General features: G+C 48.0%; 22 protein-coding genes. 20 read left to right on the top strand and 2 right to left on the bottom strand.

All coding sequences use genetic code 11. The annotated features are described in order from the left end of the window. Positions 1-11 precede the first annotated feature (11 nt). Positions 12-1205 (top strand): flagellar hook-associated protein FlgL, encoded by a 1194-nt coding sequence (gene flgL / locus L4D06_RS00510; protein ID WP_274163374.1) that lies wholly within the window; start codon positions 12-14, stop codon positions 1203-1205. Positions 1206-1228: 23 nt separating this feature from the next. Here the strand turns inward: flgL and L4D06_RS00515 are convergent, their stop codons facing one another. Continuing rightward, positions 1229-2116, bottom strand: coding sequence for an AraC family transcriptional regulator (locus L4D06_RS00515; RefSeq protein WP_429737496.1), 888 nt, complete (start codon positions 2114-2116; stop codon positions 1229-1231). 179 nt (positions 2117-2295) lie between these two features. Between L4D06_RS00515 and L4D06_RS00520 the strand changes: the two genes are divergently transcribed. Beyond that, positions 2296-3519: a sugar efflux transporter gene (locus L4D06_RS00520; protein ID WP_274163372.1), complete on the top strand. Its 1224-nt coding sequence runs from the start codon at positions 2296-2298 to the stop codon at positions 3517-3519. Between the two features lie 117 nt (positions 3520-3636). Here the strand turns inward: L4D06_RS00520 and L4D06_RS00525 are convergent, their stop codons facing one another. Further along, positions 3637-5733 carry a tetratricopeptide repeat protein gene (locus L4D06_RS00525; RefSeq protein WP_429737497.1) on the bottom strand — a complete coding sequence of 699 codons (2097 nt, stop codon included), beginning with the start codon at positions 5731-5733 and terminating at the stop codon, positions 3637-3639. Positions 5734-6203: 470 nt separating this feature from the next. On the opposite strand from L4D06_RS00525, the gene L4D06_RS00530 reads away from it, so the two are divergent. The 18 genes from L4D06_RS00530 to fliM all read left to right on the top strand — a co-directional run bounded on the left by L4D06_RS00530 (position 6204) and on the right by fliM (position 25611). Next, positions 6204-7346 (top strand): flagellin, encoded by a 1143-nt coding sequence (locus L4D06_RS00530; protein ID WP_274163370.1) that lies wholly within the window; start codon positions 6204-6206, stop codon positions 7344-7346. 442 nt (positions 7347-7788) lie between these two features. Then, on the top strand, positions 7789-8928 hold the full coding sequence (locus tag L4D06_RS00535; RefSeq protein ID WP_274163369.1) for a flagellin: 1140 nt from the start codon (positions 7789-7791) through the stop codon (positions 8926-8928). Positions 8929-8993: 65 nt separating this feature from the next. Continuing rightward, a complete protein-coding gene (locus L4D06_RS00540; RefSeq protein WP_028024768.1) occupies positions 8994-9416 on the top strand; it encodes a flagellar protein FlaG in 423 nt (140 codons plus the stop codon). Positions 9417-9432: 16 nt separating this feature from the next. Continuing rightward, complete coding sequence (gene fliD, locus L4D06_RS00545; protein ID WP_274163368.1) at positions 9433-10800, top strand: flagellar filament capping protein FliD; 1368 nt, start codon at positions 9433-9435, stop codon at positions 10798-10800. A gap of 11 nt (positions 10801-10811) precedes the next feature. Continuing rightward, positions 10812-11105 carry a hypothetical protein gene (locus tag L4D06_RS00550; RefSeq protein WP_274163367.1) on the top strand — a complete coding sequence of 98 codons (294 nt, stop codon included), beginning with the start codon at positions 10812-10814 and terminating at the stop codon, positions 11103-11105. Between the two features lie 12 nt (positions 11106-11117). Further along, positions 11118-11522, top strand: a complete 405-nt coding sequence (gene fliS / locus L4D06_RS00555; protein ID WP_028024771.1) for a flagellar export chaperone FliS — start codon at positions 11118-11120, stop codon at positions 11520-11522. Positions 11523-11693: 171 nt separating this feature from the next. Continuing rightward, the gene (locus tag L4D06_RS00560) at positions 11694-13169 is read left to right on the top strand and encodes a sigma-54 dependent transcriptional regulator (RefSeq protein ID WP_429737722.1); all 1476 of its coding nucleotides are present in this window, start codon (positions 11694-11696) and stop codon (positions 13167-13169) included. A 166-nt stretch (positions 13170-13335) separates the two neighbouring features. After that, the gene (locus tag L4D06_RS00565; protein WP_274163366.1) at positions 13336-14385 is read left to right on the top strand and encodes a sensor histidine kinase; all 1050 of its coding nucleotides are present in this window, start codon (positions 13336-13338) and stop codon (positions 14383-14385) included. Then, complete coding sequence (locus L4D06_RS00570) at positions 14382-15797, top strand: sigma-54-dependent transcriptional regulator (protein WP_429737499.1); 1416 nt, start codon at positions 14382-14384, stop codon at positions 15795-15797. Before L4D06_RS00565 ends, L4D06_RS00570 begins: the two co-directional genes overlap by 4 nt. A gap of 126 nt (positions 15798-15923) precedes the next feature. Next, the gene (fliE, locus tag L4D06_RS00575; RefSeq protein ID WP_274163364.1) at positions 15924-16235 is read left to right on the top strand and encodes a flagellar hook-basal body complex protein FliE; all 312 of its coding nucleotides are present in this window, start codon (positions 15924-15926) and stop codon (positions 16233-16235) included. Between the two features lie 14 nt (positions 16236-16249). Beyond that, complete coding sequence (fliF, locus tag L4D06_RS00580) at positions 16250-18013, top strand: flagellar basal-body MS-ring/collar protein FliF (protein ID WP_429737500.1); 1764 nt, start codon at positions 16250-16252, stop codon at positions 18011-18013. Further along, on the top strand, positions 18006-19046 hold the full coding sequence (gene fliG / locus L4D06_RS00585; RefSeq protein WP_274163362.1) for a flagellar motor switch protein FliG: 1041 nt from the start codon (positions 18006-18008) through the stop codon (positions 19044-19046). The genes fliF and fliG overlap by 8 nt, the downstream gene beginning before the upstream one ends. Positions 19047-19092: 46 nt before the next feature. Continuing rightward, positions 19093-20169, top strand: coding sequence for a flagellar assembly protein FliH (fliH, locus tag L4D06_RS00590; protein WP_429737501.1), 1077 nt, complete (start codon positions 19093-19095; stop codon positions 20167-20169). Continuing rightward, positions 20153-21469, top strand: coding sequence for a flagellar protein export ATPase FliI (gene fliI / locus L4D06_RS00595; protein ID WP_274163360.1), 1317 nt, complete (start codon positions 20153-20155; stop codon positions 21467-21469). Before fliH ends, fliI begins: the two co-directional genes overlap by 17 nt. Positions 21470-21476: 7 nt before the next feature. After that, positions 21477-21923, top strand: coding sequence for a flagellar export protein FliJ (gene fliJ, locus L4D06_RS00600; RefSeq protein WP_429737503.1), 447 nt, complete (start codon positions 21477-21479; stop codon positions 21921-21923). A gap of 103 nt (positions 21924-22026) precedes the next feature. Then, positions 22027-24003, top strand: coding sequence for a flagellar hook-length control protein FliK (locus L4D06_RS00605; protein ID WP_429737505.1), 1977 nt, complete (start codon positions 22027-22029; stop codon positions 24001-24003). A gap of 59 nt (positions 24004-24062) precedes the next feature. Then, positions 24063-24563 (top strand): flagellar basal body-associated protein FliL, encoded by a 501-nt coding sequence (gene fliL / locus L4D06_RS00610; RefSeq protein WP_274163357.1) that lies wholly within the window; start codon positions 24063-24065, stop codon positions 24561-24563. Positions 24564-24570: 7 nt separating this feature from the next. Then, complete coding sequence (gene fliM, locus L4D06_RS00615) at positions 24571-25611, top strand: flagellar motor switch protein FliM (protein WP_274163356.1); 1041 nt, start codon at positions 24571-24573, stop codon at positions 25609-25611. Positions 25612-25648 lie beyond the last annotated feature (37 nt).

Consider the following 25648-nt stretch of genomic DNA (forward strand, 5'->3'; position numbering starts at 1 on the left):
GGATGTGAGTGATGATTAGCCGCATTGCCAGTTTTCATAACTATCAATCAGTGTCGAATGACCTGATGCGTCAGCAGGTAAAATTGCAGGATAACCAAGATCAGTTAGCGACGGGTAAGCGCGTATTGACCTCTGGAGACGACCCCGTTGCATCTATCTATATTCAGAATTTTAGCCAACAAGACAAGCAACTTGATCAGTACATTGACTCCATCACGTTAGCCCGAAACCGCCAAACGCGTGCTGAAATTGCTATTGATGACGCAGAGCAATTGACGGATAGCGCCAAACGAAAAACCATGGAAATGATTAACGGTTCGTTGTCTGACGATGACAGAACAGCGCACCGTCAAGATTTGAAAGGCCTTTACGATAACTTCATGAATTTGGTCAACGCGAAAGATGAATCAGGGAACTTCTTGTTTGCGGGTACGCAATCGAGTAAGCAACCGTTTTATCGTGACGGAGCGGGTAGCGTTCGTTACGCCGGGGATAGCTATCACCGTACAGCGCAAGTGGCCCCAGCCGTTGAAGTTCAAACGAGCGACCCAGGCGATGAAGTGTTCATGGAGATCAAAAACCCGTTTGGGGACTATCAGCCTGAGTACGAACTTGAAAGTGGATCTCTGTTGTTGCTCTCTAACGCGACGAACAGCAATGATACCGATATCTCTGATTATGCCGTGACGTTTAATGTTGATGACAATGGGCAAACACAATACGAGCTTATGCAAAATGGAGCGGTAGTCAGCTCTGGTATGTATAGCCCTCAAGATGGTATTCAGTTTGGCACCTTGAGTATGCGCTTTGAGGGTGAAATGCTAGACGGAGATACGATTGCATTAGAACGTCAAGACTCTTTCAACATCTTTGATGCGTTTAAACGAGGCATCGATTTGTCTCATGAGAGCATTTTTGATGCATCAGCGACTGCTGAGCTGCACCAAGTGACTGAACAATTTTCAGCGGCCTTTCAGCATTTGAACAAAGTACGTTCTGAAGTGGGTACACGTTTGACGACTCTAGATCGTCAAGAGAGCATGCATCGAGATTTCAAATTGGTGCTGAATCGCTCACTGGGCACCATGGAAGATTTGGATTACTCCACAGCGGTGATCGAAATGAATGAGAACTTGCTGGCATTGCAAGCGTCGCAGCAAGCATTTTCAAAAGCCAAAGACTTGACCTTGTTTAACTACATTTAAGGTCAACGTCACTCTTTATCTCCCTATCTGAATAGCCGACGAAATGTCGTCGGCGTCATCCCTTTCGCTGCGCGAAACTGACGATTGAAATTAGACAAGTTAGTAAAGCCCACTTGTTCGGAAACAACAGAAACCGCAATGTTTGAGCGTATCAACCACTCACACGCCTTGCCCAAACGGTGATTTTTTAAATGATCGGAGAAACTTTCGGCGAAGTGCTTTTCGAACATGCGATAGACCGAACTCTCACTCATGTGGAGATGTTTACACATATCTTCAACAGAAATTTGCGTGTTGTAATGGTCGGCGATAAACTGCTGCGCTTTTTCTAGCTTGTCGAAAATTGGCGTATCTTTCGCCACGTAAAAGCAGAAGGGGCGAGAGGTCAGTGTTTGCGCTGATTTGTCTTCACTAAGCAGCATAAGGATTTCCACCACCCGCACAAACTGCGCGGAGGGTTTCAGTTGCGACGCACCATTCATTAAAGGGTACAAAGCATCGAATGTTGCTTTGGACAATTTCAGCCCTTTGTTGGCGCGTACCAATAAATCACTGACGGCAGACATTGCTGGCACGGTGACCATCAAGGATTGTAACCAAGACTGATCAAGCCAGAGCACATGAGAGCTGCTTGGCGTTTCCGGCGTGGCCGTGGAAGCGACGCAGGTCAGCATGTGCGGTAAGCCGGGGCCGGTGAGATAAGCATTGTTGTTTGATGCCTCACCAATGTAGTCATCAATGATGATTTTTCCCGGTGATACGTTGAGGGGATCGAAATACAGCACCAGTTCAATTTCATCGTGATAGTGCCAGTCACATTGCACGCCAATCTTAGATTCTGTGCACTGGTAGTCAGCAAAGTGCCAGCTAGGGCTGACAGCTTTATGGACGCGCTCGATGGTTGGCCGCATGGCGTTGTCTCAATGGATAAAGGCTTGGAATACACATACTTTTACTCAGATTGTCAGTGAGTTAAAAGAATTTGAATGAATAGTATCAGCGGTTGCGCGATAGATATCACATGAGATGCATATTTGTCCCTAAACTGCACCGTAAGTTGAAACCGAAAACTCACGATTACTGAGAGATAATGATGAAAAACTATGTCAGTTTTTTAACCAAGAAAGCGCCGCTCAGCTATTTGCTTGTTAGCCTGTTTAGCGGGTTAAGTGGTGGCTTCTTTTATCCACTTTTAGGGATCTTTGTTGTCGATGGATTGAATGCGTCGCCGCTACAAATGGGCGTGTTTTTGGCTGTTTCTATTTTCAGCGGTGTGATCGTGTCACAGCGCATTGCCAAACTGTCTGATTTGGGCTGGGAGCGCCGTAAAATCATTATGTTGTCACAGAGTACTTTTGTGGTTGTGATGGCGCTTTTTATGGTTATCCGCGATTTTTATCTGGCATTGGCGGTGATGATATTCATTGCGAGTTTTACTGCTGCTGCGATGCCACAAACGTTTGCCGTAGGGCGAGAGTTTGCGGACAAAAATCTGGGTGATAAGAGCACACTGTTTGTTTCCTTGATGCGTGCCATGTTGTCGTTGTCTTGGGTGATTGGTCCGCCATTGGCTTTCATCCTTTATGATGCTGTGGGATTTAATGGCGCGTTTATGTTTGCAGCAACGACCATGGTGATTTCTGTACTGATCGTGTGGCGTATGTTCCCGTCAAACAAGGTGAAAGATACTGTGACCAATAGTGTTACGGAAGTTCGTCAGTCTTGGCGGAAAGTCCCTGGTGCGCCTCTTTATTTGATTGCGGTGTTCATGCTTTTTTTTGCAAATAACATGTACGTGATGTCGATACCGCTGTATGTCACCAAAGAGCTGGAGCTAGCCGGTTCTGTGGCTGGGCAAATTCTAGGACTGGCTGCATTTATTGAAATTCCTGTGATGGTATTGGCGGGCCTTTGGGCGGCCAAAGTGGCACCGCAACGATTAATGGTGCTGAGTGCGATTTCTGCGAGTGCGTTTTACGGCTTGTTGTTTAATGCGGAAGCATTGTGGCAAATCTATGCCTTGCAGTTGCTGAACGGTTTCGCCATTGGTATCAGTGCAAGCCTTGGCATGGTTGTTATTCAAAACAAAATGCCAAACCAGATGGGTGTTGCGACGACGTTGTTTAACAATGCGATCATGATTGCGAGCCTAGCGTCGAGCGTGACCGTGGGTGTTGTGGCCGAGCTTCATAACTATCACAGTGTGTTCCTTGTGATGCTGGTGGCAGGAACGATGGCCTTTGGGTTGTTGCTTGTCTCTGCAAGGGAAACGCGTCGTCCGCCATGTGCTGTCAACATGGCGGCAGAAGCCTAAGCGATTTCCCTTCAACAAAAAAGGTCAGCGAATGCTGACCTTTTGCGTTTCAATAAACGTCTACTCAGCAGTCCTAGAGCAGCAGTTCTAGAGCAACAGTAGTGTTGAGCTAGCACGCTAGCTTTTTTGAATCTGACGGACAATAGACTCCAGCAACGGGTACTTGTTCTCCAGCATTGGCGGGTAGAAATAGCCAAATTCATTGTCGCAATACAGTGGTTGTGGTTTCGAGTAATCCGAATCCTTTTGCCCTGCAAAGAAAACATGGCAAGGTGTGCCAACGGCGGTAGTGAGTCGATGAACGGCTGTACCAGCTGTGATGACAGCATCCAGGTGTTTGATGACAGCGGCAGTGCCTTCGAAGTCATCCCTAAGGTTCAATCCTTCTAACTGTAATACGTCAACGCCAGCGCGTTTGGCTATCTTTTTCAGTTCCTTCGTGCAATCACCGTACTGAAGGTTGATAAAGGTGGCATTCGGAAACTGCTTGACCAGATGTGCGACTTCTTCTGCAATCAAATAGTGAATATTTCGAGTCGCTGCGGCAAGGCCGCTTCGCCAGCAAAGACCAATCAATTGTTTATTGGGATGGGCTTCGCGAATTGCATCAAGGTGAGATTGCCAGTGTTCAGACACCGCTTGGCTTAAGTCGATATATGCGGCTTGGTAAACATGACGCCCATATGTTTGATAGCACATGGCTGCCAAACTGCCGCCAGCTACCCAGCTAGTAATGTCATCCATCACTGCTTTGGGTATGTCGATATCTTGGTGATCGATACGCTTAATCGGCACAATGATGGCTTCTGGGAAAGCGCGACTCAGAATAGGTTCAAGACGAGGGTCACAGGCCACATAGACTTTCTTACTGTTTTCTAACACCAGTTTGAGGTTGTGGAAGTAAAGGATCTCATCCCCAACACCTTGCTCTGGCATCACTAAAACAATGTCGTCTTTAGGGCGGGCTAAGTTCCATTGAGGCAGTGCACCTTGGTAGCGTAATCGACGGCCACAGGCCAAACCCAACTCGTTAGTTCGATAGTAATTTTCCCACTCTTCCAAAGTGCGATAAACAAAGCAGGCATTAAACCCTGCTTCAATGTCGTCAGGGAATGCTTGCATGTGGTTTTCAAGCAACGCTTTTGATGCGAGAGCTTCGCCTTTATACCAGAGCACTTCTGCGAGATAGAGCGATAGACGTTGTTGGTTTTCTTCCTTCGCCAGACCCGATGCGGTTTCTATGTGTTTTTGGCAATCAAGAATGGCAGCGGTGGTGAAGTTATGGCGTGATCTTAATAAATTGAAGCTCGCGGTGGCGAGTCGGTATCGTAAGTCGGCATCATTCGGATGTTGTCTGCTGAATTCAAGTGCGATGCGATAGGCTTCTAGCCAATTGGCATCTTTCTCGTAGCTTTGCACCAGTAGTCGGCACAACAAAGAATTATCAGGCCAGTGTTTTAAACCTTGTCGGCAAATATCTCTCGCTGCTTTGTATTCACCTAACTTAATTTCGCAGTGACTCAGCAAGATAAAGAATTCGTTGTCAGAGTGCTCTGCATCAAAAGCGCGACGCAGTGTTTGTCGAGCGAGCCCGAAGTTTTCATCACCAAGTTGAAGTTTAGCTAACCCCAGTAGTGCTTTGGGCTCGTCGCCTGCAACACTGATCACTGCTTGATAGAGCTGTTTAGCTTGCTCTTTATTACCCTCAGCGAAAAACTTATCGGCAAGGGTTAAGGTTTCCTGTACTTCGGCATCGATAGCGTTGGCTGTCTGAGACTGCACATTGGCTTGATACTTTGCCGTACGGCGACTTTCACCCACATTGCCGATTGCTGCGGTAAGCTGTTGCCGCATGGTCAGCAAGTCTTGATGTTCAGGGGCGACGGACAACAAACTGTCGACTATCTCAAGCGCTTCTTTGTTTATGCCTTGTTGCAGCAGTATCTGAGCTTTATCAAAAAGCAGGGAGCCATCACCCGGTTCAATTGTTAGTGCTTTATCAAGTTTAGATAGAGCTTCTTGCCAATTCCCTTTCTCAACGTCAAGCACAGCAAGCACTTGGAGCACGGGTACGGCGTCAGGAGCCAGCTGCAGTATTTGCTCAAAGACCTCACGAGCTTCTTCTTTTTTCTGGTGCTGATACAAGCTAACGCCCTGCTCAAATGCTTGTTCAAGCGTTAAGGCATTGCCTTGAGGTTCAGAAACATTGGTCATAGCGGATCCATTAAAAGTGGGTGCATTGGGCGTTACGTCTGCAATATAAGAAAAAGCAGCAAATACCGTGCCGATTGCCTATACCTATAAGAGTGATTGTTTCATTTTTGAGCGGTTAGTTGGTTATATGGGTTTCTGTTCATGAATGACACTCATTGTTTTGTGTGCAGTATCTGTAAGGGCGCTCGTTTAGTGAGCAAAATACTGAGGCGGTGAATTGCCGTTTTGTATGAGGCAAAGTATCGAAACCTTGCCGCTTTTATGAGCGAAACGAACGGGTTTTATTTTAAGTTACTGAAATTATTAATGATAAATTCTTGGCACGCAATTTGTATTAGGTTGAGCAAGTAAGTATCGCTTTGGAAGATACGTCCCTAATAACGAACTGAAGGCTGTTCCCGCTAGTAATCAGAATTATTTGTCGCGGGTAAGCTGTTTCGCAAAATACGCGAAAGTCAAAGGAGAGCAAAATGGGTGTAACAGTTAACACCAACGTGTCTGCGATGACTGCGCAGCGTTACCTGAATAAGTCGACAAATGATCTCAATACGTCGATGGAACGCTTGTCGTCTGGTAGTCGAATCAACAGCGCAAAAGATGACGCTGCGGGTCTGCAGATCTCAAACCGACTCATTGCCCAAACCCGTGGCTTAGATGTCGCCATGCGGAACGCGAACGATGGTATTTCCATCGCGCAGACCGCGGAAGGTGCAATGCAAGAATCGACCAATATTTTGCAGCGTATGCGTGATCTGTCTTTGCAGTCCGCGAATGGTGCGAATGGTAGTGCCGAGCGCGTCGCGATTCAAGAAGAAGTGGGTGCACTTCAAGATGAATTGAACCGTATTGCAGAAACCACAGCATTTGGTGGTCGTCGTCTTCTTAATGGTTCGTTTGGTGAGGCATCATTCCAAATTGGCTCTGACTCCGGTGAAGCCATTATCATGGGGCTAACCAGCATTCGTGCTGATGATTACCGTATGGGTGGCGCAGAGTTCACTGGTGCGACGGCTAAATCTGCTGATTGGGAAGTCTCTTCTGCAGCTTCAACGTTGACCATGTCTTTCGTAACGAAAGCGGGCGATACAGTGAATCTAAATATCGAAACCGTTGCTGGGGACGACATTGAAGAGGTCGCAACCTTTATCAATGGTCAGTCGGATGAGAATGTCTCCGCGTCAGTTGATGGTAATGGTCAACTTCAAATTTTTGTCGCTGAACAGAAATTAGAAGGTAGCATCACGTTTGGTGGTGGACTTGCGACTTCATTGGGCTTAGTCACAGGCGCTGGTGCTGCTATTACGTCTCAAGACATTGATGTAAGCGATGTTGGTGGCGCACAAATGGCCGTGGGCATTATTGACTCCGCCATGCAATATATTGACAGTCAGCGTGCGGATTTGGGTGCAAAACAAAACCGCCTAAGCCACACCATTAGTAACTTGTCGAATATTCAAGAGAACGTGTCTGCTTCGAACAGCCGCATTCGTGACACTGACTTTGCGAAAGAAACGACCGAGCTCACCAAAGGTCAGATCCTGCAACAAGCAAGTACTTCTATTCTTGCGCAAGCGAAGCAGTTGCCACAGGCTGCACTGAATTTGCTTCAGTAGTCACTTTAAGATCACGTGAACACATAGAACTGCAAAAGCGGCAATCAATTGCCGCTTTTTTCATGTCTTTTCTGCGCCAGTATCCTGCTTTTCTTTCTTCATCTATCCACTCTCCGTCACGTTATTGTCTTTACGTCTTCTTTATCAACCATGTGTGAATTGCTCTTGCAGCGCAGTCTCCATAAGGGTTCTGACAATATACTCATTTAGTCATGGATAAATTTTCAAATTCATTCCTAAAGTTTTTCTCTTCGAGGGCGAAAACACTCATAGCACTATGATTTAACGGGTAAACCCAAGCATGATCAGGGTGTAAAAATATTAGGAAAAAAGGTGTAAAGGTTTTTCTTAATGTGCCGTTACATAGGGTGTGAGAGATTTAGAACTGGTTTTCCCTACATAGCTGGGCGGAAGCCGGACTTAGTACCGAAGGAGAATAGTTATGGCTATTACAGTAAACACTAACGTGCCCGCAATGACCGCTCAGCGCTACTTGAACAGTTCAACTGACTCGTTGAATGCTTCAATGGAACGTCTGTCTTCAGGTTTCCGCATTAACAGTGCGAAAGATGATGCAGCAGGTCTTCAAATTTCTAACCGCTTGATTTCACAGAGCCGCGGTCTTGATGTTGCAGTTCGCAACGCCAACGACGGTATCTCAATGTCACAAACCGCTGAAGGTGCGATGGAAGAAACCACCAACATCCTGCAGCGTATGCGTGACCTATCCCTGCAATCAGCTAACGGTGCTAATGGTTCTGAAGAGCGTAAAGCGATTCAAGAAGAAGTTGTTGCACTCCAAGACGAAATTAACCGTATCGCAGAAACAACCTCTTTTGGTGGTGCGAAACTGTTGAACGGCACTTTCGGCACCAAAGCATTCCAAGTGGGTGCTGACGCTGGTGAAGCTGTCATGATGGAGTTCAAAAACACCCGTGCTGATGAAGCGATGATGGGTGGTAGCACCTTCAAAGCAACTGTCGCAGCAAGTACTGACATGGCGGCGTGGACTGCAACTGCAGGAACAACGCTGAACATGGCCATTACTAACGCGGATGGCACAACGTCAACGATCAACATCTCTGCGAAAGATGGCGACGATGTTGAAGAAATCGCAACTTACATCAACGGTCAAGCAGACAGCAAAATCTCTGCATCTGTGTCTGAAAATGGTGAGCTGCAAGTCGTTGCCGCATCAGGTTCTGACATTACCTTTACCGGTGCATTAGGCGCGTCTCTGGGTATGAACTCAGCGACTAAAGTGTCTGAAACCGTTAAAGATGTTGATGTGAGCACCGTGGGCGGCGCACAAAAAGCAGTTGGTCTAGTTGATAACGCGATGCAGTATATCGACTCACACCGTGCGGAACTGGGTGCGAAGCAAAACCGTTTGAGCCACACCATTGCTAACTTGGATAATGTTAACGAGAACGTGAGCGCGTCTAACAGCCGTATCCGTGACGTTGACTTCGCCAAAGAGACGACGCAGTTTACGAAATCTCAAATCCTGCAGCAGTCTGGTACGTCTATACTTGCACAAGCGAAGCAGGCTCCTTCAGCTGCATTGAGCCTGTTAGGATAGTAGAGATGTAGCAGATGACGGTGAGTAGCCTCTCACCGTCAATGGCTAACAGGAGGTGAAGAAAGATGGACATATCATCCGTTTCGACGTCATCCCTGTCTCAAGTGACTCCACAGTCCGGCACAAAAGTTGCTAGCAGTAAAGAATCTGTGGGGGGGACTAAACCCGAAATCACGAACCAGCAACAAATGGCTGAGAGTGCTGAGAAACTCGCCAAACGTCGTGTAGAACAAATCGACAGATTTGAAAGCACACAGAAGGTACAGCAGGAACAGCTTGAAATGCTGGTAGAGCGACTAGATGAGTTTGTGTCTACCTTTAACAAAGGCTTATCATTTCGATTAGATGAGGATTCTGGAAAAAGTATTATCACTGTTTATGAAATGAGTAGTGGCGATATCATAAGACAGATCCCTGAAAAAGAAATGTTAGAGCTAGCACAGCAACTTTCCCTTCATTCGAGGGGGCTTGTTGCAGAAAAGGTATAAACGAGGTGGGTAAGTCATGGGTTTAAGCGCAACAGGCCTTGGCAGTGGAATGGACATTGGTTCCATGGTCAGCAAAATTGTTGAGGCAGAGCGCGCGCCCAAGCAAGAGCGTATTGTTAAGAACATGAACGATGTTGAAACTAACATCAGTGCTTACGGTAGGCTCAAAACTTCCCTCGATACGATGAAAGATCTGATGTATGACTTTCGCCGTAACAATACCTTTGCGTCGCGGAGCACGGTTTCAGATAATCCAGAAACCGTCTCCGCTTCCGCTGACCATCAAGCCGTTACCGGCGTATATTCAATCGATGTTCAACAACTCGCCCAATCGCACAAATTGGTATCTGACGGATTAGATGCCAAAGCAGATTTCGGCGCGGGTAAGCTTACGCTTAACCTTGGTGGACGCTCTGCGACCATAGAGATAAAGCCAGAAGAAAGCACATTGTTGGACATTGTCCGTACGATTAATAAGCACCCTTCCAATCCTGGTATCAAAGCCTCAGTGATCAATGATGACAGCGGCGCACGTATGATCCTAGGGGGGGATAAAACCGGAGCAGACAATCAACTCGCGGTGACAGTGAACGCGCCGATCACGAGTCCATTGCAGGCATTGGCGTTTAATCCAGCCAGCCAGAATAATGCAATGAATGAAATGCAGGCTGCGAAAGATGCTCGCATTTTGATTGACGGTTTGGCGTTAGTTTCGAGTGAGACCAATACGTTTTCTGATGCCATTCGTGGTGTTGATATTGAAGTGTCGAAGGTGACTACCGCAGAAGATGGGCCTGTCACTGTAAACGTCGATGAAGATCGTGCTACCGTTAAGGCATCACTGGAACAATTTGTCGATGCTTACAACGCCTTCTATCAAGTCACAAAAGCGCTATCTAAATACGATCCTGAAACTCAACAAGGTGGCCCCTTAGTGGGTGACAGTGTGATTCGCTCAGCAGTGAATCAAATGCGTTCTTTGTTCTCAACGCCGATTGAAGGTGCACCTGATTCATTGAAAACGCTAAGTGAATTAGGGCTTTCTACGACAATGGACGGGCGGCTGGAAATTAATAATGCGATGCTAGATAAACAACTGGCGCAAAACTTTTCTGCGTTAGACGGTTTTTTTGGTGGCAATAATGGATTTGCTCGCAAAGTCGAAGAGGCTGTTCAGTCTTTTACGGGGGTAGCGGGTACGATTCGAAATCGCGAAAGCAGCCTTGGTGACCAGAGAGTCCGCTTGCGCGATGAGCAAGAAACGCTGGATCGCCGAATGGAAGATCTTCAAAACCGTACGTTGAAACAGTTTTCAGCGATGGATAACGCCATGGGAGAGATGCAATCGCAGTTATCTGCCATGATGAATATCATGCCTTCGTAAGGATATTGATCATGAGTGCTCCTGTGGTGCGATTAGAAGCAATAGACGATCAACTACTCACTGTGCTTTCTCAAGGTCACGTTGACCAGGAAGAAATGGCCCAGTTATTGAATGATCGTAAGCAATGTCTGGCAGAAATCACGATGTTGCCGGAAGCACCGGAAAAAGAAGCTTGGTCGTTAGCGATAGCGCGAACTGAGCATATATATAGTCTGATAAAAAGACATCGTGACAGTGCTGCAGCCAATGCCAGCTCTTTTCTGAAAGGGCGTAAGTCAGTACAACTTTATAAAAAATTCGAGTAGGTGAGGATTGTTATGAGAGGGTCACTTCAGGCCTATAAAAAGGTATCTGTAGACAGCCAACTGAGTGCTGCTTCACCCCATAAGGTGATTCAGATGCTAATGGCGGGAGCAATTGAGCGCCTGATCCAAGGTAAAGCCGCGATGCTGCAGGGCGATATTCCCATGAAGGGAGAGCGCTTAGGTAAAGCACTGGATATCATCATCAGCTTAAGAACGTGTCTTTCTATGGATGATGGCGGTGAGATTGCCACAAATCTAGATGCTCTTTACGACTTCATGATCCGTCAGATCTCTGAAGCAAACAGAGATAATCTCGATGCCCCGATCGATGATGTGATCGATATTTTGCGCGAAATTAAGTCAGCTTGGGATCAAATACCCGCTGAATATCACAATATCACCCAAGCAGACGCATAAAAACGCTTCATTTTCACTACAATAGAATCTGTCTTGGCACAAGAGTCACAGCTTTATGGTGTCTCTTGTTGCCTTATACCAAGCAATAACTACAATAGCTGGATTATTCCGTCGCAGGCGCTCGTGCCTGTCGATGACAAAGATGGTTTTTGGGGCAGATATATCTCACACATGCAAGGTTTAACGAAGATTCTTGTAATCGAAGATGATGAAAAGTTTCGTCACGATGTAGGCGTTATCTTGGAGTTTATTGGTGAGCAATACCTGCTATGTTCAACCACTGAGCTAAATGATTCGCACTGGAAGCAGGCTGAGGGAGCGTGTTTTCTGGGTAATGTTCACTCACCTCAGCGCTTATCCCAGGTGCTTGATAACCTGGCAATAAATAACCACATACCGGTTATCGCGCTCGCTAAACATAAAACCGAATTGTCCGGCTTGCCTAACTTTGTTGGCGAGCTGGAGCTGCCGTTGAACTATCCGCAATTGTCTGATGCTTTAAGACATTGTCAGGAATTCTCCGGAAAACAAGCGTTTAATATTCCGCAGCTTAGTCGCAAGAACACTTTGTTTCGCAGCATGGTAGGTCGAAGTTCGGCCATCAGTGATGTGCGCCATTTGATTGAGCAAGTAGCCGGAACGGATGCCAGTGTGTTGATTCTTGGTGAGTCTGGCACGGGTAAAGAAGTCGTTGCACGAAACATTCACTATCATTCTTTGCGTGGCAAAGGGCCATTTGTGCCAGTTAACTGTGGTGCGATTCCGCCCGAGTTACTAGAAAGTGAGTTGTTTGGGCATGAGAAAGGCGCCTTTACAGGGGCTATCTCTGCGCGTAAAGGGCGCTTTGAACTTGCTGAAGGTGGCACGCTGTTTCTCGATGAAATCGGTGACATGCCTCAACCAATGCAGGTGAAATTGCTTCGTGTGCTACAAGAACGCTGTTTTGAGCGCGTGGGTGGGAATAAAACCATTCAGTCCAACGTTCGCGTTGTCGCCGCAACACACCGTAATCTCGATACCATGATCGAAGAAGGATCGTTCCGCGAAGATCTTTTCTATCGACTCAATGTTTTCCCGATTGAAATGCCAGCACTTAGAGAACGAATGGAAGATATTCCATTGCTGATCCAAGAGTTGATGACACGTCTCGAATCGGAAGGTGGTAATCAGGTTCATCTAACGCCACGAGCCATTGCTTCACTGGTTGAACATGATTGGCCAGGCAATGTTCGTGAATTGGCGAATCTTATTGAGCGTATGGTTATTCTGTATCCGGGCCAAATGGTTGATGTAAACCGCTTGCCGAAGAAATATCGTTACAGCGATATTCCAGAGTTTCAACCAGAGCAGTTTGTTCATGTTGAAGATTGCGAAGCGATGGAGCGAGAAGCCCTGCATGCGGTCTTTGCAATGGATGATTTTGAAGAAGAAATGCCAGGCTTTTCACCAGCGCCATCAACAGGGTTGCCTCCAGAAGGCGTTGACCTAAAAGCGTTACTTGCTGATCTCGAAGTGGATATGATTCGACAAGCGCTGGAAGCACAAATGGGTATTGTTGCCCGTGCTGCGGATATGCTTGGTATGCGCCGCACCACATTGGTCGAAAAAATGCGCAAGTATAACCTCACCAAAGAAGACATTGCGTAACGCCATCGTCCTTCTGGGTGTCTAAATAATAAGCGAAGTCAAAAAAATGACTTCGCTTTTTTATTGCTAAAATCACTAACTCATTGATTATATATGCCTATTAATTGGCACATTTTCTGCTTAGTGCTGTTCAGCGTCAGAAATACAGAGCTGAAAGTATAGGATCATGGAAGCCAAAAATTCGCCACTCGGAACCGTCGACCAACAGGTTCTTCGATACAAACAAGTGCTAGATGTGATGCCTGCGGGTGTCATCTTGCTTGATCCTTTCGGCCGCGTTGCTGAAGCCAATCCCGAAGCTCATCGTTTACTCGGTGCGCCACTAGAAGAAGAGCGATGGGTTGATGTGATCAATAGAGCGTTCTCACCCCGAGAAGATGATGGTCACGAGGTGTCACTCCGTGATGGACGCCGCGTCAAACTCGCGATTTCAGCGTCGGCGTCAGGCCAATTGATCTTGATCACCGACATGACAGAGACTCGCTTACTTCAATCTCGATTCAGTGACCTTCAGCGTTTGTCATCACTTGGGAAAATGGTGGCTTCGTTGGCACATCAAGTGAGAACCCCGCTTTCCAGTGCGTTGCTCTATGCCGCCAACTTGGGGGCAGCAAACCTTAATGAGCCAACTCGCAAGCGATTCCAATTGAAGCTTGTCGATAGGCTGCATGATTTGGAAAAGCAAGTGAATGACATGCTGTTATTCGCCAAGGGGGGAGACAATAAAGTGGTGAGTCACTTCACTTTGGAGCATCTGCTTAATGAGTTTGAGCCTATGGTCGAAGCTCTGGTGAGTAACCAAAACGTCGACTTTGAAATCAATTGCGATGATGAATCTCACCAATTACTTGGCAATGTAAATGCGCTCGCCAGTGCCTTATCGAACTTGGTCGTAAATGCTATTCAAGTCGCGGGTAAAGGCTGCAAAGTTGTGGTCGATGTGCGCGAGATTGGTGGGCAGATATTTTTGTCGGTCGCCGATAACGGCCCAGGGATTTCTGAAGAATTACAAAGCAAAATACTTGAACCTTTTTTCACAACGCGACAGCAAGGCACTGGTCTTGGGCTGGCCGTTGTTCAAATGGTCTGCCATGCACATAAAGGCAGGCTGACATTGCAATCACAACCGGGGCAGGGTGCCTGCTTTACACTCTGTCTGCCATTGGCAGAACTTAGCGATATCGAGCAGCAAAAGGTATCAGGAGAAGCACAATGAATCAGAGCAAAGTACTTATCGTTGAAGATGATGAAGGATTGCGTGAAGCCTTGGTCGATACACTGGCGTTGGCGGGTTACCAATGGGTAGAAGCTGATAGTGCTGAGCAAGCGCTGCTGCTGTTAAAGCAAGAAAGCGTTGATATTGTTGTGTCAGATGTCCAAATGGCAGGCATGGATGGCTTAGGACTATTAAGAAACATCAAACTTAACCACCCTAAGCTGCCAGTTCTGTTGATGACTGCTTACGCGAACATTCAAGATGCGGTTGCCGCCATGAAAGAAGGCGCTATTGATTACATGGCAAAACCGTTCGCGCCGGAAGTGTTGTTGAACATGGTGAGCCGATATGCGCCTGTGAAAGCCGATAACACCGATGCAGTCGTAGCCGATCCCAAAAGTCAGGCTTTGATTGCTTTGGCTGAAAAGGTGGCGAAAACTGATGCTAACGTCATGATCTTGGGCCCGAGTGGGTCGGGTAAAGAAGTCATGGCGCGTCATATTCATCGCCAATCATTGCGTGTTAACGGCCCATTTGTGGCGATTAACTGTGCTGCGATTCCAGAGAATATGCTCGAGGCAACGTTATTTGGCTACGAAAAAGGCGCATTTACCGGCGCCGTTCAAGCGTGCCCTGGGAAGTTTGAGCAAGCACAGGGTGGGACGATTTTGCTGGATGAGATCAGCGAAATGGACATGTCCCTGCAAGCCAAATTGTTGCGCGTACTGCAAGAGCGAGAGGTTGAGCGCTTAGGCAGCCGTAAGAGCATCAAGCTAGATGTTCGTGTGCTGGCAACCAGTAACCGCGATCTTCGTCAGTATGTTGAAGAAGGCAATTTCCGAGAAGATTTGTATTACCGCCTAAATGTATTCCCAATTTCATGGCTACCACTTTGTGAACGTACGGGGGATATTCTTCCTCTGGCAGAGCACTTGCTTCAGCGCCATTGCAGTAAACTAGGCCAGCCTGCGCCAACGCTTGAGCCTTGTGCCATTCAAAAACTCGGAATGTACCGCTGGCCGGGCAACGTGCGTGAGCTTGATAACGTCATGCAACGCGCGCTAATTCTTTGTCAACAAGACAAAATACTCGCGAATGATATCTTGCTTGAAGGTATCGACTGGCAAGACGCTGGCACCCTACAAAACCTTGTTGCGCGTAACGATATCGCTGAGCCTCAAATTCAGCCGCAAGCTATCCCAACCAAACTACCTATGGCCAGCACAAGCAGCGATGCGAACGAAAGCCTTGGTGGCGAACTGAGAGAGCAAGAATTTGCGATCATTCTCGACACGATACGAGTGTGCGAAGGGCGTCGGAAAGACGTCGCTGAACGATTAGGAATAAGCCCTCGAACCTTGCGCTATAAGCTCGCCAAGATGCGTGATGCAGGTATCGACATTCCACAGTAAAGCGATGCTTTTTAGTCAGTTAATGCGTATAATTTTCTGGCGCATTAATTGCATAAATAATAGTCAGATGAGCCGCAAGCCTTTATGCGGTGTAGATTGCCAAAGTTTTGACAGTGAGGATGGACCATGAAAATCAACCCGATGCAGCACGAAATGCAAGCAATGGCATTAGACGCGCAGAATGTGGGTCGCCCTGCCACTGGTCAGCAAGTCTCTCAAGATTTTGGTGAACTCTTGTCCACTGCAATTAACACGGTTAATGGATTGCAAAAATCGTCAGGTGAATTGGCAACACGTTTTGACCAAGGTGACCGAAACGTCAGCTTGGCAGATGTGATGCTGGCACGAAACAAATCAAGCGTGGCGTTTGATGCAACCGTCCAAACACGCAATAAGCTCGTTGAAGCTTATAAAGAACTGATGAACATGCCTGTTTAAGGTAGGAAGTAACCGTGGCAGATGATAGTGATAAAACGCAACTAGCCGTATCAGATAACGCCGCTGCTTTGCCGATGGCATCTGATGGTGGTTCTGCGTTACAAGATCCTGATTTAATGGAACGTGATGTTTCACCATCCAGTGGTCCACTGGGAGGCATAGACATTGCGCGTCAACTGATCTTGGTTGCATCTGTGGTGATCTGCCTAGCCTTGCTCGCGCTTTTGTTTGTTTGGGTGCAAGAGCCGGAAATGCGCCCGCTAGGTTCATACGAAACCGAAGAGCTGATCCCGATTCTCGACCACCTCGATTCACAAAAAACCGACTATCAACTGGAAGGCAACACTATTCGCGTTCCAGTGAAAGAATATTCAAGCATCAAACTTAACCTTAGCCGTGCTGGTCTCAACGCAGCTCGAGAAGAGGGTGACGATATTTTGTTGCAAGACATGGGCTTTGGTGTCTCTCAGCAACTTGAGCGTGAACGTCTTAAGCTAAGCCGCGAACGTCAGCTTGCAGCAGCGATTGAAAAAATTCGTGCGGTGAGCAAAGCGCGGGTTTTGCTTGCCATGCCAAAGCAAAGTGTCTTTGTTCGTCATAACCAAGAAGCCTCTGCCACCGTCTTTCTTACCGTGCGCGGTACTACTCAGTTGGGACAAGAAGAGGTCGACTCCATTGTTGATATGGTCGCGTCCGCCGTTCCTAGCCTAAAACCTTCGCGTGTCACAGTGACCGACCAACACGGCAGGCTGCTGAGTTCCGGCAACGAAAGCTCGATGGCCTCTCAACGCCGTAAAGAATATGAGTTGGAGCGTAAGCAAGAACAAGCGCTTCGCGAGAAAATTGATTCGATTTTGATCCCCGTCCTTGGGTTGGGTAATTACACGTCGCAAGTTGATGTGACAATGGATTTCAGTGCGGTTGAAGAAACCCGCAAGCGCTTTGACCCAGCAACCACTTCAACACGAAGCGAATACACCCGAGAGAATTACAATAACAGCGATTACGTGGCGGGTATTCCTGGCGCATTGAGTAACCAACCTCCTGCAGACGCTGCTATTCCTGAAGATATACAAGATTTAAAAAATGGTGGAGTAGGTGACAAAGGCTCTCTGAGTCGAGAAGCCACGCGAAACTATGAGCTAGACACCACGATCAGCCATCGCCGAGCACAAACTGGCACAGTGGCAAGACAAACGGTGTCAGTGGCCGTTGATTATCTGTCTAGCGCCAATCCAGATACGGGAGAAATTACTCGTACTCCTGTTGGGGAGCCTGAGCTTCAGAAGATCCGCCGTTTATTGATTGGTGGTGTCGGTTACTCAGAAATGCGCGGTGATGTGCTCGATGTGATTGCCGTACCGTTTGCGATTCCAGAAGTGGAAGCGCTGGGTGAAGTGCCGATTTGGGAACACCCGAACTTCAATGACTGGGTACGTTGGCTTGCTGCAGCGCTCGTCGTGATTGTGGTGGTTTTGGTACTGATTCGCCCAGCCTTGTCGAAACTGATTAACCCGGCGAAAGAGGATGACTCCTTACTTGGACCGAATGGCGAAATGCTGGGTCCAGATGGTTTACCCCTTAGCCCTGATGATGACATCGGGTTGATTGGTGCGGATTTGGATGGCTCTGGAAGCTTTGGCATGAGCTCATCCAATCTCAATTTGCCTGATTTACATAAAGACGAAGACCTGCTCAAAGCTGTTCGAGCGTTGGTTGCCAATGAACCAGATCTTGCTGCGCAGGTCGTGAAAAGCTGGGTGAGTGAAGATGGCTAAAGATGATGATAACGGGTCGGGTAAAGAATTTGACATTACCCAACTGTCTGGGATTGATAAAGCAGCCATTTTACTGCTGAGTCTGACGGAGCAGGATGCTGCAAGTATTATTCGACATTTAGAACCAAAGCAGGTGCAAAAAGTGGGCGGAGCCATGACTCAGATGAAAGATCTGAGCCAGGAAATGCTTGCTGCGGTCCATCGCGGGTTTCTTGAAGATATTCAGCGCTTCACGTCTATTGGTATGGGAAGTGAAGATTTCGTGCGTAATGCCTTGATGGCGGCACTGGGTGAAGACAAAGCCAACAACCTTGTGGACCAAATTCTGTTGGGTAGCGGCTCGAAAGGCCTCGACTCACTTAAATGGATGGATCCCCGTCAGGTGGCGACCATTATTCTCAATGAGCACCCCCAAATTCAAACCATCGTGCTTTCTTACCTAGAGCCCGAGCAGTCTGCGGAAATTTTGACGCAGTTTGCTGAGCGTGATGCGCTCGATCTTGTAATGCGGATTGCGAACCTAGAAGAAGTTCAGCCTGCTGCATTGCATGAACTGAATGAGATCATGGAGAAGCAGTTTGCCGGTCAAGCGGGCGCACAAGCGGCCAAGATTGGTGGCCTGAAAGCGGCTGCAGATATCATGAACTACATGGACAATGCACTGGAATCGGCGTTGATGGAGCAAATTGGTCAGAACGACGAAGAAATGGCATCACAAATTCAGGATCTCATGTTCGTGTTCGACAACCTGTCAGACGTCGACGACCGTGGAATTCAGGCGATCCTCAAAGATGTTCCTCAAGAAGCGCTGCAAAAAGCACTCAAAGGTGCCGAAGAGGGCTTACGGGACAAGATTTTTGCCAATATGTCCAAGCGTGCTGCCGAAATGTTGCAGGACGATTTGGAGGCCATGGGGCCTATTCGTGTGTCCGATGTAGAAGCAGCACAGAAAGAAATTCTTTCTGTGGCACGTCGACTGTCCGACGCTGGCGAAATTATGCTGAGTGGCGGCGGTGCGGACGAGTTCCTCTAACCATGAATAATCTGGTTGAGCAACGGTTTAACGGTAAGGTAGCAGTATGGGCTTAGATCGTCGTCGTGGTTATATCCGTGCTACGCAAGAGCAAGATGGCGCATTAGAGCGTTGGTCGTTGCCTAGCTACGGGGACGAAACAGGCACACCGAAAGATACGGCGCTTAACTATGACCCTAGTTGGGAGCCGCCAGAGCTTGTTGATGAAGCAGAAGAGCCTGAATTTGAACTAACCATGCTAACTGCTGATGCGTTGGAGGAAATCCGACAATCTGCGGTAGATGAAGGTATTGAAGAAGGGCGTACCGCTGGGTTTAATGAAGGTCGCGAAGCGGGCTATGAAGAAGGCAAGCTATCAGGCTTTGAAAAAGGCAAAGAAGAAGGTTATCAGCAAGGGCTGAGTGATGGGCAACAACTGATAGAAAATCGTTGCCAACACCTTGATGCCATGCTCGAAAAATTGGCTTTCCCTCTGGTTCAAGTTGACCATCAAGTTCAGCAGCAAGTTGTTGATATGGTGGTGCATCTTGCCAAGGCCGTCATTCAAACAGAAGTGGCGACCAATCCTCAAATCATTCTTCATACGTTGCGAGAAGCCGTGAATGCGCTGCCTATGGCAGGTCGTCAAATTACTATCTACCTGCAACCTGAAGATTTGGATGTCGTAATGAATGCTTACAGCGAAGCATCGTTGCGCGATCGTGAATGGCGATTGATTGAGGAGCCTGCATTGAATCGCGGCGATATTCAAGTTGCGTGTGGTGACTCTGTGGTTGATTACCGCATGGAAGATCGAACCAAGCAAATATTGGCGCGCTTTCTTGGACAAAACGTATCTCGAGACCCTGACGTGCCCGATGATCAGCCCGAAGTCATCCTTGGTGCAGAGAAAGTTGTGAATACTGAAGCGACGCAAGACTCTGTCGCGGACGATGCATTATTGGACGGTGAGCCGCTTGATGGTGATTTGCATGATAATGCGGATCTCGATAAATCATCTATCGATCAAAATGCCGCTGACGAGCCATTAGAAGCAGCGACTGTATCAACTGAGCAAGCTGAATCAGCAGATAATACTCCCCAAAAAGGTGACGCCGGAGAGCACGATGGCCAGCCTGTCTGAAAAACTTGATGCACTTAATCTCGACAATCTGTCTATGCGTCCGGTTGCCTCAGGCAAACTGGTGCGCGTGGTCGGATTAACATTAGAAGCCATTGGATGCCGAGCTCCAGTCGGCAGTTTGTGTCAAGTCGAAACCCTTAAAGGCACGATCGAAGCTGAAGTCGTTGGATTTTCGGGCGATACCCTATATTTGATGCCCAGTGAACAAATATCGGGTGTTATGCCTGGCGCACGTGTCACACCTCTTTCAGAAGAACAGGGTATTCCTGTGGGCATTGAGTTGCTGGGCCGAGTTATTGATGGTGTTGGCAATCCCCTTGATGGGCTTGGCGAGATATATACAGGGCAAACGGCATCGTTTACACCTGCCGCGATCAATCCATTGGCAAGAAAGCCCATCGATACGCCACTTGATGTTGGTATTAAGGCGATCAATGGTCTGCTCACCGTGGGTAAAGGCCAGCGAATTGGTTTATTTGCGGGTTCCGGTGTCGGTAAGTCAGTGACGCTTGGCATGATGACGCGAGGCACAACAGCGCAAGTGGTTGTGGTCGGTTTGATTGGTGAGCGTGGACGAGAAGTTAAAGAATTTATTGATGAGATTTTAGGTGAAGCTGGCCGAGAGCGAGCAGTCGTGATCGCCGCGCCAGCAGATGCTTCGCCACTCATGCGTTTAAAAGGCTGCCAAACAGCGCTAACCATCGCGGAGTACTTTCGCGACCAAGGCTTAGATGTATTATTGCTCATGGACTCATTAACCCGTTTTGCACAGGCGCAACGTGAGATTGCCTTGTCAGTGGGAGAGCCGCCAGCCACTAAAGGTTATCCACCGTCTGTTTTTGCGAAGCTACCGGCGCTCGTAGAGCGTGCGGGAAATGGCGATGAAGGCAAAGGTTCAATCACGGCCTTTTTCACCGTACTCACCGAAGGTGATGACTTGCAAGATCCGATTGCGGATGCGTCTCGTGCGATCCTTGATGGGCATATTGTTTTGTCGCGTGAAATGGCCGATGCAGGGCATTACCCTGCCATTGACGTGGAGCGTTCAGTGAGTCGCGTCATGCCAAATATTGTGACGGATGAACACATGCTGATGGCGCGTGCCGTGCGGCAAATTCTCTCCGTTTGCCGCAAAAATCAGGATTTAGTCTCCATTGGTGCGTATAAACCGGGAACCGACCAAGGCATTGACCAGGCGTTTACCCTGAAGCCGCGCCTTGATGGTTACCTGCAACAAGGCATGAAAGATGTTGTTCCATATGATATGTGCGTCAACATGCTGCGCTCGTCGCTACAGTAGGTGAAATATGTCTTCTAATGCCATGACCTTATTGCTTGATCAGGCCAAAAACACTGAGCATCAGGCGCATTTAACCTTGGTTTCTGCACAGCAGGAATTACAGGGCTATTACGTGCAGGTTGAGCAGATTGAACACTACCGCCTAGAGTATTTTCGTCAGATGTCAGAGCGTGGTCAGCAGGGTTTAAGTGCGAGTAGCTACGGCCACTTGAATCGATTTATCGTTCAGCTTGATGAAACACTGGCAAAACAACGCCAAGCGGCAAGCGAGTTTGAAGATAATGTAGAGCGTTGCCGTGAACATTGGCAACAATGCCGCCAGAAAACGCGCTCCCTCGAATGGCTCATCGAAAAACGCATTAATGAAGAAAAAATGCGGGCTGAGCGGTTAGATCAAAAGCAAATGGATGAGTTTGCCACCCTCGCTTATGCCCGTCAGAAAGCACGCTATTAAGACTATTTCTCAGTTGGCCTGATAATTGCTTCATACTTTGTAACGAATGGTCAGCCTAATAGGTACTGACCTTTAACAGCAAAGTTTCTGAAGCGGGATCACTATGAACCAAAGCAGTTTCTTACTCTCAGGCGTTTCAAGCAGTAAAGCCTCTCTCGGCGAAGGCAAAGCCGTTTTGTCTCCGGAAGTCTCTGAAAGTGAAGGTGAAGGATTTTTCGCCCAACTTGCGCAGTTGGTTTCTGGTGACGGCGAAACGACAGACTTGGCAAGCGATGTGGCGCTGGCTGAAGGCGATGCTGTCAGTGAGGAAGCCATTAGTGATGTCTTGCTGAAAAGCATGGCGGCGGGCGAAGGTGAAGCCGCCAATAGCGCTGCTGGCGAAGATGCCGATATTTTGGCGCTTAAAGGAGAGATTCTTGACGCTGAAGGTATCCCAACAGAAACAACTGACGGCAAGCAAACCAACAGCAAAGTCAGTGAAGATGCAGCTTTGGCGTTAAAAAGTGATCAAACGAAAGATAACGTAGACGCACCTCCTATAAAACAACTTGCCAAGCAAGATGGCGAAGCGCTTTTAGCGCGCCTTAACGAATCTAATCAAGCATTGAAGAGTGATGCTAACCCTGCGGCCAAAGGCACTGCTGCATTGGGTGATGAGGCCAACGTCGTGCTAGAAGGCAAAAGTTTGCCGTCTGATGCTGACATCAAAGAAATGGCTAAACAGGCCTTCCTTGCTGAACAAGGTGGGAAGGCAGTTAACAGACAAAACGCTGGCGTTGAAGAAGAGGCTGTTAGTCAAAACAAACCCATGATGATGACGGAAAATGGGCAGCCTGTTGCGATAAAACCCTTAGTGTCTGACGCTGAGAAAGCGGCACAGACAGGACAAATTATCTCTGAGGCTGATGTGGCACCAGAGATGCTTGGCGATGAACTTGTCGTATCGCAATCTGGCTTGGATGTGGTCAAAGCTCCAGCCGATGCTTTAACACCAGAGCAAGTTGCCGCTGCCACGCCAGAAAATCTATCGGTTGCTGAACGCGCTGCGTTAGCTGCTGCAATGGCAAGCACGGGTTCAATGGCTCACAATGGCGCGACAACACCTACCTTAGAGGGGGAGGTGTCCCCTGAAATGCTGGCAAAAACTGGCGTACCGTTTGAGCTATTGCCAAAGAATCAACAAGAAGCAATGATGCGAGCTCAAGCCCTAACGGCCCAAGCTGCTCCGCTGACAACGGATGGCGATACAGCGTCTTTGCTAACTGAGCTCGGTCCACGAGGTGTCGCTGCGCAATCGCAAGTGAATATGACTCAAGCGGCAAGTGCCGTACAAGCAGCGGTTAACCCGATGGCGGCACAGGCTCAGACGCCGACAGCGATGTCAGCGTTTGCGGCGATCCCATGGGCCCCAGCAGTGCAGGGTGAGGCTCAACCTCAACTGATGACTGGCAATCCTGCGTTAGACGCAGCAACAGCAAGCACCATTACAGAAACGGCGCGTCCGGGATCGGAAACGAAAACAGACCAATTTGCGCAGCAACTCGCGACAAGTTTTGGCAATCAGGGTTCGACAACAGCGGCACGTTTAGACACAACGGTGGCTCAGACGCCTCTTCAGATGAGTCAAAACCAAACAGAAGCAGCCAACGCACTGTCAGAACGCGTGAATGTAATGTTGTCTAAAAACCTCAAGCACGTTGATATTCGTCTCGACCCGCCTGAACTTGGTCGAATGCAGATAAAGCTTTCAATGAATCAAGATCAAGCCAACGTACAATTTACGGTCGCAAACCAGGCTGCCCGTGAATTGGTGGAACAATCTATGCCACGCCTTCGTGAAATGATGCAGCAACAAGGTTTGCAGTTATCGCAATCTTCGGTACAGCAGCAAGATGCGGGTGGTCGACAATCCTTTGCAGGAAACCAAACCCAGCAGGGTGATGGGCAAGGCGGATCGGGTGGAAAAAATGATTCATCATCAATTGGTCGCGGAGATGGCGATCAAGAGATAGAGCGTTCAAGTGCCAACCATGAGCTCTACGTCAACTCATCAAAAGATCGCGTCGACTATTATGCTTAATGTAGCATTCACAATGCATGCGTCTTGAAAGTTGAATTCGAATTAATAGAGGGTGAGTCATGGCAGATGAAGATATTGAAGCGGGCGGCGGCGGTGGCGGTAAAAAGAAACTGATTATTATCATCCTTGCAGCGGTTTTGCTGTTGGGTGGTGGTGCTGGGGCCTTCTTTTTCTTAATGGGAGATGACGGCTCGGCACAGCAAGAAGATATAGTGATTGAAGAGCCCGAACCGGTGAATCTTCAAGCGATTTATGTGACGTTGCCGCAACCGTTTGTATTTAATGTAACGGGAGACTCGCAACAGAGGTTGGTACAAGTGAATGTCCAATTGATGGTGCGTGGCGACAAGAATGAAACATTGGCGAAGCAGAATTTGCCGCTGGTTGAACACAGTTTGCTAACGACGTTTGGCGCTGCAACCGTGGAGCAACTGCGAACGCCGCAGGGACAAGTGGAAGTCCGAAAACAAGCCGTCGATACCGTTCAGGCATCGATGGAAAAAGTCACCGGCAAAACAGTGGTTGAGCGGGTGTTGTTTACTGGCTTTGTAATGCAATAGGTGCGATGTGACCGATCTTCTCAGTCAAGACGAAATTGATGCGCTTCTCCATGGTGTGGACGACGTAGAAGATGATGAACCCGAAGGTGATAGTGGCGATGTCGCTGCGGCCTCCAATTTCGATTTCTCATCACAAGACCGCATAGTCCGTGGGCGAATGCCCACCTTGGAGCTGATTAACGAACGTTTCGCACGTCATATGCGGATCAGTTTGTTTAACATGCTGCGTAAAACAGCTGAAGTGTCGATTAACGGCGTTCAGATGGTGAAGTTTGGTGAATACCAAAACACCCTGTTTGTCCCAACCAGTTTGAACATGGTGCGTTTCCGTCCTTTAAAAGGGACGTCATTGGTGACCATGGAAGCGCGCTTGGTGTTCATATTGGTGGAGAACTTCTTCGGGGGCGATGGTCGATTCCATGCGCGTATCGAAGGGCGTGAGTTTACTCCGACCGAACGTCGTGTCATTCAAATGCTATTGAAGCTGGTCTTTGAAGATTACAAAGATGCATGGGCACCGGTCATGAAAGTGGAGTTTGAGTACCTCGACTCTGAAGTGAACCCTGCCATGGCTAACATTGTGAGCCCAACAGAAGTGATTGTTGTGAGCTCGTTCCACATCGAGTTGGATGGCGGTGGTGGTGATTTCCACGTGGTCATGCCTTACTCCATGGTGGAACCTATCCGTGAATTGCTTGATGCGGGTATTCAAAGCGACAAAATGGATACCGACCTTCGTTGGTCAAAAGCGCTACAAGATGAAGTCATGGATGTGGAAGTTGAATTGACCGCCAAGCTATTGGAAACACAACTTTCGCTGCGAGATTTGATGGAACTGGAAGCTGGGGATGTGATTCCAGTGAAAATGCCAGACGCCTGTACAATTTATGTTGAAGACTTACCGACGTTCCGTGGGAAAATGGGGCAAGCAAACGACAACCTTGCCCTTAAGATCACCGAGAAATTGAAACGCCCTGAAGTGGCGAAAAGCGACATCGTACTGTTGGGTGATGATCTAGATGGGTTAGAGCACATCGACGATGAATAATGCGATGACAAATAATAACAAACACGATGTGGTAGAT

The organism is Enterovibrio makurazakiensis (genome assembly GCF_050336585.1).
Taxonomy (GTDB): Bacteria; Pseudomonadota; Gammaproteobacteria; order Enterobacterales; family Vibrionaceae; genus Enterovibrio; species Enterovibrio gelatinilyticus.